This window comes from Pseudomonas sp. V98_8 (assembly GCF_029967975.1).
In the GTDB taxonomy this organism is placed as follows: Bacteria; Pseudomonadota; Gammaproteobacteria; order Pseudomonadales; family Pseudomonadaceae; genus Aquipseudomonas; species Aquipseudomonas umsongensis.
This window is the reverse complement of sequence record NZ_JASCAE010000104.1, coordinates 1-10,863: the sequence shown is the minus strand read 5'-3', so window position 1 is coordinate 10,863 and position 10,863 is coordinate 1. Positions and strand designations below refer to the sequence as shown.

Genomic DNA, 10,863 nt, shown 5'->3' with positions numbered 1-10,863 from the left:
CGCCCCCGCCCCCCCCCCCCCCCCCCCCCCCCTCCCACATTGGTTTTGTGTGTCTGCCCCCCCCTACCAAAGCCCCCCCAAACCTCCTTCGAAAGTAGCATTCGGGCGCCCGGTGCCCCGTGCATTAATGGCTCTACCGGAATCGCCCGGCACAAGAAGAGGAATGACCCATGTGGACTAAACCCGCGTTTACCGATCTGCGCATTGGCTTCGAAGTGACGATGTATTTCGCCAACCGTTGATTGACCACCCGGCCAGCCGTTGCGTTGGCCGGGCCTGCCTTCTGGAGCATTGCCCATGCACATCCGCGTTCTCGGCTCCGCTGCTGGCGGTGGTTTTCCGCAGTGGAACTGCAACTGCCGCCAGTGCGCCGGTATGCGCAATGGCAGCCTGCGCTCCCGGCGTCGCACGCAGTCCTCGATTGCCCTGAGCGACAACGGGGTGGACTGGGTACTGTGCAATGCTTCACCGGACATCCGCGCGCAACTCGAGAGTTTTGCGCCGCTGCAACCGGCGCGACGCTTGCGTGACAGCGCCATCGCCGGCGTGGTGCTGCTGGACAGCCAGATCGATCACTGCACCGGCCTGTTGAGCTTGCGCGAAGGCTGCCCACATGCGGTGTGGTGCACCGAGCGGGTTCATCAGGATCTCAGCAGCGGTTTCCCGCTGTTTACCATGCTCAGGCACTGGAATGGTGGGTTGCAGTGGCAACCGGTTGCACTGGATCGCGAACCCTTCAGTATCGGCGCCTGCGCGCACCTGCGGTTTCACGCGATTCCCCTGGTCAGCAACGCACCGCCGTATTCGCCCAATCGCGGTGATCCGCAACCGGGCGACACCATCGGGTTGTTCGTTGAAGACCAACGCAGCGGCGCATCGCTGTTTTACGCACCTGGCCTGGGCCAGGTCGATGATCAAGTGCTGGCCTGGATGCAGCGCGCCGATTGCCTGTTGCTGGACGGCACCCTATGGCGCGATGACGAGATGCGTATCTGCGAGGTCGGTCAAAGCCTGGGCAGCGACATGGGCCATCTGCCCCAGAGCGGTCCCGGCGGCATGCTGGAAGTGCTGCAAGGTTTTCCCCGCCAGCGCAAGGTGCTGATCCACATCAACAACACCAACCCGATCCTCGATGAAGACTCGGCCGAGCGGGCGTTGCTGGAACGGCGGGGGATCGAGGTGGCTTATGACGGCATGAGTATTGAGCTGTAGCTGATGGCCCCATCGCTGGCAAGCCAGCTCCTACAGGTTCGTGTACGCCGCAAAACCCCGTAGGAGCTGGCTTGCCAGCGATGAGGCCGGATCAGACACCGAAGATTCCCCGGAGACCCGCAATGACCGATACAGCCATGACCCCCACCGAATTCGAGCAGGCCCTGCGTGCCAAAGGCGCCTACTACCACATCCACCACCCGTTCCATCAAGCGATGTACGCCGGCCGCGCCACTCGCGAACAGATCCAGGGCTGGGTCGCCAATCGCTTTTACTACCAGGTCAACATCCCCCTCAAGGACGCCGCGATCCTGGCCAACTGCCCCGACCGTGAAGTGCGCCGCGAATGGCTGCAACGCATCCTCGATCACGATGGCGTCCCCGGCAGCGAAGGTGGCATAGAGGCCTGGCTGCGGCTGGGCGAGGCGGTGGGGCTCGATCGCGAGCAGATCCTGTCACAGGAGTTGGTGCTACCCGGCGTGCGTTTCGCCGTGGATGCCTACGTCAATTTCGCCCGTCGTGCCTGTTGGCAGGAAGCGGCGAGCAGCTCGCTGACCGAGCTGTTCGCACCGCAGATCCATCAATCGCGACTCGATGCCTGGCCGACCCATTACCCGTGGATCGACGTCGCCGGCTACGACTACTTCCGCACGCGACTGAGCCAGGCCCGGCGCGATGTCGAACACGGCTTGCGCATCACCCTGGCACACTACGTCACCCTCGAGGCCCAGCAACGCATGCTGCAGATCCTGCAATTCAAGCTCGACGTGTTGTGGAGCATGCTCGATGCCATGAGCATGGCCTATGAGCTGGAGCGTCCGCCGTATCACACCGTCACCCGGGACAACGTCTGGCATCGGGGGATTGCCCTGTGAGCCTGATCGATCGCGAGCAGTCACCCTCATTGCGCCGGGGCTTTCGCCTGCAATGGGAACCGCGCCAGGACTGCCATGTGCTGCTGTACCCCGAAGGCATGATCAAACTCAACGCCAGTGCCGGGCAGATTCTCGAACTGGTGGACGGCCAGCGCAACGTCGCGGCGATCATCGATCAGCTGACGGCGAGTTTTCCTGACGTACCGGGGATCGACGAGGACGTGCTGGCCTTCCTGGAGGTGGCCCATGCGCAATTCTGGATCGAATGACGCGCTACCGGGACCGCCGTTGTGGCTGTTGGCGGAGCTGACCTATCGCTGTCCGTTGCAGTGCCCGTATTGCTCCAATCCATTGGATTTCGCCCGGCACGGCGAGGAACTGGACACACAGGAATGGATCCGGGTATTCCGTGAGGCGCGGGACATGGGTGCCGCGCAGTTGGGCTTTTCCGGTGGCGAACCACTGGTAAGGCAAGACCTGGCCGAGTTGATCAAGGCCGCCCGGGACATGGGTTACTACACCAACCTGATCACCTCGGGCATCGGCCTGACCGAGCAGAAGGTGCGGGACTTCAAGGTCGCCGGGCTCGATCATATCCAGATCAGTTTCCAGGCCGCCGACGAAGCGGTGAACAACATGCTCGCCGGCTCGCGCAAGGCGTTCGCGCAGAAACTGGCGATGGCCCGGGCGGTGAAAGCCCAGGGCTATCCGATGGTGCTGAACTTCGTCACCCATCGACACAACATCGATGACATCGCCAGGATCATTGATTTGTGCCTGGAACTGGAAGCGGATTTCGTCGAATTGGCCACCTGCCAGTTCTATGGCTGGGCCGAGCTCAATCGCGTCGGCCTGTTGCCGACGCGCGAGCAATTGCAACGCGCCGAGCGCATCACCAACGAGTATCGCGAGCGTCTTGAGGCCCAGGGCCATCCGTGCAAGCTGATCTTCGTCACCCCGGATTACTACGAAGAACGCCCGAAAACCTGCATGAATGGCTGGGCCAACCTGTTTCTCGACATCACCCCGGACGGCACGGCGTTGCCTTGTCACAGCGCCCGGCAATTGCCCGTGCAATTTCCCAATGTGCGTGAGCACAGCATCGAGCACATCTGGAACGATTCGTTTGGCTTCAACCGTTTTCGCGGCCATGAGTGGATGAAGGAACCCTGCCGTTCCTGCGATGAAAAACACAAGGATTTGGGTGGGTGCCGGTGCCAGGCGTTCATGTTGACGGGCGATGCCGAGAACGCCGACCCGGTGTGCAGCAAGTCGCCTCATCACGGGGTGATCCTCAAGGCCCGGGAGGAAGCCGATGCGCCAGGGCTGGGTATGGAACACTTGAGGTTGCGCAATGAGAAGGCTTCCCGCCTGATCTACCGCGGATAAACCCTTGTGGGAGCGGGCTTGCTCGCGAATGCGGTGTGTCAGGTTAAGAATATGCCGACTGGCACACCGTATTCGCGAGCAAGCCCGCTCCCACAAGGGATCTGCGGTGAATCCAGCCATTGGTCTGATTGCATTCACCACTGGATGGGTTAGTGTGGACCTTACCTTCCAAAACAATAAAAAACAGGCTTTCCAATGAGCCAGAGTCTCAGTCAGCTGCGTAAATTCGTTTCGCCTGAAATCATCTTCGGTGCCGGCTGCCGGCACAACGTCGGCAACTACGCCAAGACCTTTGGCGCGCGCAAGGTCCTGGTGGTCAGCGACCCCGGGGTGATTGCCGCCGGTTGGGTGGCGGATGTCGAAGCCAGCCTGCAAGTCCTGGGCATCGAATATTGCCTTTACAGCGCCGTCTCTCCCAACCCACGTGTTGAGGAGGTGATGCTCGGTGCCGAGATGTACCGGGAAAATCACTGCGATGTGATCGTCGCCGTCGGCGGTGGCAGCCCGATGGATTGCGGTAAAGGCATCGGTATAGTCGTCGCCCATGGCCGCAGCATCCTCGAGTTCGAAGGCGTGGACACCATCCGCGTACCGAGCCCGCCGCTGATCCTGATTCCGACCACGGCCGGCACCTCGGCCGACGTCTCGCAATTCGTGATCATCTCCAATCAGCAGGAGCGCATGAAGTTCTCCATCGTCAGCAAGGCGGTGGTACCGGACGTGTCGCTGATCGACCCCGAAACCACCCTGAGCATGGACCCGTTCCTCTCGGCCTGTACCGGTATCGACGCGCTGGTGCATGCCATCGAAGCCTTCGTCTCCACCGGGCACGGGCCGCTGACCGATCCCCATGCACTGGAAGCCATGCGCCTGATCAACGGCAACCTGGTGCAGATGATCGCCAACCCGACGGACATCGCCCTGCGCGAGAAAATCATGCTCGGCAGCATGCAGGCCGGGCTGGCGTTTTCCAATGCGATCCTCGGCGCGGTGCATGCCATGTCGCACAGTCTCGGTGGCTTTCTCGACCTGCCCCATGGCCTGTGCAACGCGGTGCTGGTCGAACACGTCGTGGCGTTCAACTACGACTCGGCGCCGGACCGCTTCAAGGTCATCGCCGAGACGTTCGGCATCGACTGCCGGGGCCTCAATCACCGGCAGATCTGCGGGCGCCTGGTGGAGCACCTGATCGCCCTGAAACACGCCATCGGTTTCCATGAAACCCTCGGTTTGCACGGGGTCAGGACCTCCGACATTCCGTTCCTGTCGCAGCACGCCATGGATGACCCGTGCATCCTCACCAACCCGCGTGAATCCAGCCAGCGTGATGTCGAGGTCGTCTATGGCGAAGCCCTCTGACGAGCAACAACGGGCATTGGCCGGCCTGCTCGGATTAGGCAATCATTCGGCGCGCAAGAGCCATTACCCGGAGCTGGCCGCGCGCCTGGATGAACTGGAAGCCGAGCGCAATCGCTACAAATGGTTGTTCGAAAACGCGGTCCACGGGATTTTCCAGGCCAGCCTGCAAGACGGCATGCGCGCCGCCAACCCGGCGATGGCGCGCATGCTTGGCTATCAAGACCCGCAGGAGGTGCTGTTTTCCCTGGCGGACCTGGCGAGCAATCTGTTTGTCGGCGGTGTGCAGGAGCTGGAAAACATTGGCGAAATCCTCACCCACCAGGGCAGCTTGCACGGCTATGAAACCCAGTTGCGGCGCAAGGATGGCAGCCATCTCGACGTGCTGATGAACCTGCTGCTCAAGCCCGACCAGGAAGGGCTGGTGGAAGGATTCGTCGCCGACATCACCGAACGCAAACTCGCCCAGCAACGCCTGCAGCAACTCAACGACGAACTGGAACAGCGCGTGACCGCGCGCACCGATGAGCTGTTGGAAGCCAACCGCAACCTGCAACAGCAAATCACCCAGCGTAAGCAGATCGCCAAGGCCTTGCGCGACGCCCGTGACGCCGCCCAGGCCGCCAATCACAGCAAGGACAAATACCTCGCTGCCGCCAGTCACGACCTGCTGCAACCCCTCAACGCCGCACGGTTGCTGATCTCCACCTTGCGTGAGCGCAAGCTGCCCGAGGTCGAGCAGGTGCTGGTCGAACGCACTCACCAGGCACTGGAAGGCGCCGAGGATCTGCTCACCGATTTGCTGGATATCTCAAGGCTCGATCAAGCGGCGGTCAAGCCGGATGTCGCTCTGTATCGCCTCGACGAGTTGCTTGGGCCCCTGGTCTCGGAGTTCCAGTCCGTGGCCGAGGCCGCCGGGTTGCGTTTACGGGTGCACATGGGCGACTACGCCATTTGCACGGACCTGCGCCTGATGACCCGGATCCTGCGCAACTTCCTCAGCAACGCCTGCCGCTACACCGACGAGGGCAGCATCCTGCTGGCGGCGAGGCGCCGTGGCGACAAGCTGCGCCTGGAAGTGTGGGACACCGGCCGCGGGATTCCGGCCGATCGCCTCGATTCGATCTTCCTCGAATTCAATCAACTGGACGTTGGCCGCGCGGCCGACCGCAAGGGCGTGGGGCTGGGGCTGGCGATCGTCGAGCGCATCGCAAAAATCCTCAACTACCGGATCCAGGTGCATTCACTGCCCGGCCGGGGTTCGATGTTCAGCATCGAGGTGCCGATTTCCCGTGAGGTGCCGTTGCCCATCAGCCTCACGGCGCCTCAACCGGGCACGGGTAATCCGTTGCCGGGTCGGCGTTTGTTGGTGCTGGACAATGAAGTGAGCATCCTCGAGAGCATGGGCGCGTTGCTCGGGCAGTGGGGCTGCGACGTCGTCACGGCCACCGATGAAGCCTCGGCGGTGGCGGCCCTGGCGGGCCAGGCACCGGAATTGATCCTGGCGGACTATCACCTTGACCACGGCGTGGTGGGATGTGATGTGGTCAGGCATTTGCGCGAGCATTACAGACAGCCGATTCCTGCGGTGATCATCACCGCGGATCGTACCGATCAATGCCGGCGCGCCTTGCAACGGCTCGAAGCGCCGTTGCTGAACAAACCGGTAAAACCTAGCAAGTTGCGTGCGGTGTTGAGTCAGTTGTTGGGGGCGCCAGCTTGAAGGCATGTCGCGGATCTCCTTTGTGCGCAGTGCCCGGGCCGGCATCTTGCCAAGGTTGTTCAGATCGCTCAGGTCGCTAGGTGCATGAGCGGTAGCAGTTGCATGGCCAAAAGTATCGCCAAGCTTGAGGGTACGCTTTGAAGCGGGACTGTTCAGCGCCGCACCGCGGATACTCCTCTAGCAACGGTCCGACATCACGACATGAAACATTCCACAAACGGCGCCCCATGCTGGCTTCGTTGCGGCGAGACAGTTGGCTATAGCTAGCTGATCCCATTTTTAATGAAAAGAATTTCAATCGAAGTGAAAACTAATGAGTTGCGAGCGGTGTTGAGTCAGTTGTTGGGGGCGCCGGCGTGAACGCAACTGCACATTTCGATCATTAAGTTGTCAGTTTCGGTCATTGAGTGCCGGCGGTGCGGCTTTTAGTCTGTCGAACATGACTGACGGGGGCCGTAGAGCGCCCGCTTTTTCCGTGATCGCTCGCTGTGGAGTTACCGATGACCGCCGCTCATTACCCGCACCTGTTGGCCCCGCTGGACCTGGGATTCACCACGTTGCGCAACCGCACCCTGATGGGTTCGATGCACACCGGCCTTGAGGAAAAGCCCGGTGGATTCGAGCGCATGGCGGCGTATTTCGCCGAGCGTGCCCGTGGCGGTGTCGGCTTGATGGTCACTGGCGGTATCGGTCCGAACGACGAGGGCGGTGTGTATTCCGGTGCAGCCAAGCTGACCACCGAGGAAGAAGCGCTCAAGCACCGCATCGTCACCCGCGCGGTGCATGAGGCGGGCGGCAAGATCTGCATGCAGATCCTGCACGCCGGTCGTTACGCCTACAGCCCGAAACAGGTCGCGCCAAGCGCCATCCAGGCGCCGATCAACCCGTTCAAGCCCAAGGAGCTGGACGAGGCAGGCATCGAGAAGCAGATCAGCGATTTCGTCACCTGCTCGACCCTGGCCCAGCAGGCCGAGTACGACGGTGTCGAGATCATGGGCTCGGAAGGTTATTTCATTAACCAGTTCCTTGCCGCTCACACCAACCACCGCACCGACCGTTGGGGTGGCAGCTACGAAAACCGCATGCGCCTGCCGGTGGAAATCGTCCGTCGCATACGCGAGGCGGTTGGCCCGAACTTCATCATCATTTTCCGCCTGTCGATGCTCGACCTGGTCGAAGGCGGCAGCAGCTGGGAAGAAATCGTGCTGTTGGCCAAGGCCATCGAGCAGGCCGGTGCGACGCTCATCAACACCGGTATCGGCTGGCACGAAGCGCGGATTCCAACCATCGCCACCAAAGTGCCGCGCGCGGCCTTCAGCAAGGTCACGGCCAAGCTGCGCGGCTCGGTGAACATTCCGCTGATCACCACCAACCGCATCAACACCCCGGAAGTCGCCGAGCAGATCCTTGCCGAAGGCGATGCCGACATGGTTTCCATGGCGCGGCCGTTCCTGGCCGACCCGGACTTCGTCAACAAGGCCGCTGAAGGTCGCGCCGATGAAATCAACACCTGCATCGGTTGCAACCAGGCGTGCCTGGACCACACCTTCGGCGGCAAGTTGACCAGTTGCCTGGTCAACCCGCGTGCCTGCCACGAAACCGAACTCAACTATGTGCCGGTGCAGCAGGTCAAGAAAATCGCCGTGGTCGGTGCCGGGCCTGCCGGCCTGTCCGCCGCGACCGTGGCGGCCGAGCGTGGCCACGAAGTGACGCTGTTTGATTCGGCCAGCGAAATCGGCGGTCAGTTCAACGTCGCCAAGCGGGTGCCGGGCAAGGAAGAATTCTTCGAGACCTTGCGTTATTTCGGTCGCAAGCTGCAAACCACCAACGTCGAGGTGTGCCTGAACACCCGTGTCGATGTGGCAAAGCTGGTCGAGGGCGGCTACGACGAGATCATCCTGGCCACCGGCATTGCGCCGCGGTTGCCGGCGATCGAGGGCGTGGACAATGCCAAGGTGCTGAGCTACCTGGACGTGCTGCTTGAGTGCAAACCAGTGGGCAAGCGTGTTGCAGTGATCGGTGCCGGCGGTATCGGTTTCGACGTGTCGGAGTTCCTGGTTCACCAGGGGCAGGCCACCAGCCTGAACCGCGATGAGTTCTGGAAGGAGTGGGGCATCGATACGCACCTTGAAGCACGCGGCGGTGTCGCCGGGATCAAGGCAGCCCCCCATGCGCCGGCCCGCGAAGTGTTCCTGCTGCAACGCAAGAAATCCAAGGTCGGCGACGGCCTGGGCAAGACCACTGGCTGGATTCATCGCACCGGATTGAAGAACAAGAAGGTGCAGATGCTCAACAGTGTCGAGTACCTGAAGATCGACGACGAAGGCCTGCACATCCGCATCGGCGAAACCGGTGAGCCGCAGGTGCTGGCGGTGGACAATATCGTGATCTGCGCAGGGCAGGACCCGTTGCGCGAGTTGCAGGACGGCCTGGTGGCGGCGGGGCAGAACGTGCATCTGATCGGTGGCGCGGATGTAGCGGCGGAGCTGGATGCCAAGCGGGCGATCAATCAGGGATCGCGGTTGGCGGCCGAGTTGTAATCCGCAAGCCCCGCGTGCCAATGGCCTTCGCGAGCAGGCTCGCTCCCACATTGGATCTGTGTCGTTCAGAGAACCCTTGTGGGAGCGAGCCTGCTCGCGATAGCTGCTTATGAGCGACTAGAATGCTGACTCTTCATGAGCTCAATCAGGCGCCAATGTTTTCTTCTGCTTCCAACTGGCTACCCCAAGCCCCCCTCGAGTCCCTCCATCTTGACTGGCTCAAAACCGCCGACATCGAAGTCGCCATCCTGCGCCTGGACCAGATCGACCCGCTGATCAGCGGCAACAAATGGTTCAAACTCACCGAACACCTCAAGGCAGCCGACCAGGCAGGCGCCAAGGGCATCATCAGCCTCGGCGGTGCGCATTCCAATCACCTGCATGCGCTGGCCGCAGCCGGCAAGCGTTTCGGTTTCGCCACGGTCGGCCTGTTGCGCGGACATGCTCAACAAACGCCGACGGTGAACGATTTGCAGGCGTTGGGCATGCAACTGCACTGGCTTGGTTATGGCGGTTATCGGGCGCGGCATGAAGCGGGTTTTTGGGAGCCATGGCTGGCGCAGTATCCCGATCTGCTTGCGGTTGCGGAAGGCGGCGGCGGGCTGCCGGGGGCACAGGGTTGCGTGCAACTCAAGGCATTGGCCTGTCGGCAACTGGACGCACTGGGCTGGAGCGGCTACGACGGTTGGTGGCTGGCCTGCGGAACCGGCACGACCTTGGCGGGCCTGGTCCTGGCCGAGGCGGGAGAGCACCCGGTCTATGGCGCCCTGGCGGTGCCCGGTGATCATGGCGTGGCACAGCAGGTCGCAAGGATTGTGGAGGAGGCGGGCGTGAATCATTCGTCTTATGAACTGTTCGACGCCAGCCGTGGAGGCTTTGCCAAGGTTGACCCGCCGTTACTCGAATTCATCGCGCGGACCGAACAAGCCAGCGGCATTGCCCTGGAACCGCTGTACACCGGCAAGGCATTGCTGGCGCTCAGGCAGCAGGTCGAGGCGGGGAAGTTTGCCCCGGGTACGCGGCTGATCTTTATTCACACGGGCGGCTTGCAAGGCCTGCGGGGTTTCAATCCACAAGCCTGATACGGGTGATCTCAAGTGTCCCTGTTCACCCGCTTGGGCATCATCCGCAACAAGGTGTTATCGCCCACCACATAGTGATGATAAAGCCCGGCGACGGCGTGCAGGCCGATCAGCCAGTAGCCGATGGTGCCACCGAGTTCGTGCCAGCCCTGGATCTGCTTGGCCAGGTCTTTGTCCTGCGCGATCAAAAGGGGCAGGTCGAAGCCGTAGAACATCACCTGGTTACCTTTGGCGCTGGTGACCAGCCAACCCAGTATGGGCATGACGATCATAAAGATGTACAGCGCCCAGTGCATCAATCTGGCCAGCATGGTTTGCCACTGGGGCGAGGCTGGGAAGATCTGCGGTGCCGGGCCGAGGCTGCGGGCGAACAAGCGTAGCCAGACCAGCACGAATACGGTCAGGCCAAGCATGAAGTGCGACTCCACGATCAGCGTTCGACCACCGCTACCCTTGGGAAAAAGGCCGCGCAGCTCGATGCAGGCGTAAACCAATGCCAGCAGGACCAGCATCAACCAATGCAGCGCGATCGAAACGGTGCTGTAGCGCGAGTCGGAATTTTTCCACGGCATACGGTGTTCCTCACAGGGGGGTGTAACCACCGTTAACTGTAATCCTGTTTCACCGGGTTTGCCTGAGGCTATTTGACGCTGAATGCTCTGTAGGAGCTGCCGCAGGCTGCGATC

Annotated in this window: 10 protein-coding genes; 9 read left to right on the top strand and 1 reads right to left on the bottom strand. The window is 61.7% G+C overall.

What is annotated here, in order from left to right; genetic code table 11:
- Positions 1-170: 170 nt before the first annotated feature.
- The 9 genes from pqqA to QLG10_RS29115 all read left to right on the top strand — a co-directional run bounded on the left by pqqA (position 171) and on the right by QLG10_RS29115 (position 10,177).
- The gene (gene pqqA, locus QLG10_RS29155; protein ID WP_003253598.1) at positions 171-242 is read left to right on the top strand and encodes a pyrroloquinoline quinone precursor peptide PqqA; all 72 of its coding nucleotides are present in this window, start codon (positions 171-173) and stop codon (positions 240-242) included.
- A 55-nt stretch (positions 243-297) separates the two neighbouring features.
- Positions 298-1,212, top strand: coding sequence for a pyrroloquinoline quinone biosynthesis protein PqqB (gene pqqB, locus QLG10_RS29150; protein WP_188264974.1), 915 nt, complete (start codon positions 298-300; stop codon positions 1,210-1,212).
- A gap of 122 nt (positions 1,213-1,334) precedes the next feature.
- Positions 1,335-2,087, top strand: a complete 753-nt coding sequence (pqqC, locus tag QLG10_RS29145; protein WP_188264975.1) for a pyrroloquinoline-quinone synthase PqqC — start codon at positions 1,335-1,337, stop codon at positions 2,085-2,087.
- Entirely contained in the window at positions 2,084-2,356 is a 273-nt protein-coding gene (gene pqqD, locus QLG10_RS29140; protein WP_188264976.1) for a pyrroloquinoline quinone biosynthesis peptide chaperone PqqD, read from the top strand. Before pqqC ends, pqqD begins: the two co-directional genes overlap by 4 nt.
- Entirely contained in the window at positions 2,334-3,476 is a 1,143-nt protein-coding gene (pqqE, locus tag QLG10_RS29135; RefSeq protein ID WP_188264977.1) for a pyrroloquinoline quinone biosynthesis protein PqqE, read from the top strand. The genes pqqD and pqqE overlap by 23 nt, the downstream gene beginning before the upstream one ends.
- Before the next feature lie 195 nt (positions 3,477-3,671).
- Positions 3,672-4,835, top strand: coding sequence for an alcohol dehydrogenase-like regulatory protein ErcA (gene ercA, locus QLG10_RS29130; protein ID WP_282488451.1), 1,164 nt, complete (start codon positions 3,672-3,674; stop codon positions 4,833-4,835).
- Positions 4,819-6,555 (top strand): NahK/ErcS family hybrid sensor histidine kinase/response regulator, encoded by a 1,737-nt coding sequence (locus tag QLG10_RS29125; protein ID WP_282488450.1) that lies wholly within the window; start codon positions 4,819-4,821, stop codon positions 6,553-6,555. Before ercA ends, QLG10_RS29125 begins: the two co-directional genes overlap by 17 nt.
- 500 nt (positions 6,556-7,055) lie before the next feature.
- A complete protein-coding gene (locus QLG10_RS29120) occupies positions 7,056-9,095 on the top strand; it encodes an NADPH-dependent 2,4-dienoyl-CoA reductase (protein ID WP_282488449.1) in 2,040 nt (679 codons plus the stop codon).
- Positions 9,096-9,250: 155 nt separating this feature from the next.
- Positions 9,251-10,177 carry a pyridoxal-phosphate dependent enzyme gene (locus tag QLG10_RS29115; protein WP_110754418.1) on the top strand — a complete coding sequence of 309 codons (927 nt, stop codon included), beginning with the start codon at positions 9,251-9,253 and terminating at the stop codon, positions 10,175-10,177.
- Between the two features lie 11 nt (positions 10,178-10,188).
- Here QLG10_RS29115 and QLG10_RS29110 read toward each other — a convergent pair whose 3' ends face one another.
- Entirely contained in the window at positions 10,189-10,749 is a 561-nt protein-coding gene (locus QLG10_RS29110; RefSeq protein ID WP_033043194.1) for a cytochrome b, read from the bottom strand.
- Positions 10,750-10,863 lie beyond the last annotated feature (114 nt).

Bases quoted from the DNA above. Each gene is read 5' to 3' on its own strand.
- pqqE (WP_188264977.1), top strand. From the start codon at position 2,334: ATGCGCAATTCTGGATCGAATGACGCGCTACCGGGACCGCCGTTGTGG.
- QLG10_RS29110 (WP_033043194.1), bottom strand. From the start codon at position 10,749: ATGCCGTGGAAAAATTCCGACTCGCGCTACAGCACCGTTTCGATCGCG.
- pqqC (WP_188264975.1), top strand. From the start codon at position 1,335: ATGACCGATACAGCCATGACCCCCACCGAATTCGAGCAGGCCCTGCGT.
- QLG10_RS29125 (WP_282488450.1), top strand. From the start codon at position 4,819: ATGGCGAAGCCCTCTGACGAGCAACAACGGGCATTGGCCGGCCTGCTC.
- QLG10_RS29115 (WP_110754418.1), top strand. From the start codon at position 9,251: ATGTTTTCTTCTGCTTCCAACTGGCTACCCCAAGCCCCCCTCGAGTCC.
- ercA (WP_282488451.1), top strand. From the start codon at position 3,672: ATGAGCCAGAGTCTCAGTCAGCTGCGTAAATTCGTTTCGCCTGAAATC.
- pqqB (WP_188264974.1), top strand. From the start codon at position 298: ATGCACATCCGCGTTCTCGGCTCCGCTGCTGGCGGTGGTTTTCCGCAG.
- QLG10_RS29120 (WP_282488449.1), top strand. From the start codon at position 7,056: ATGACCGCCGCTCATTACCCGCACCTGTTGGCCCCGCTGGACCTGGGA.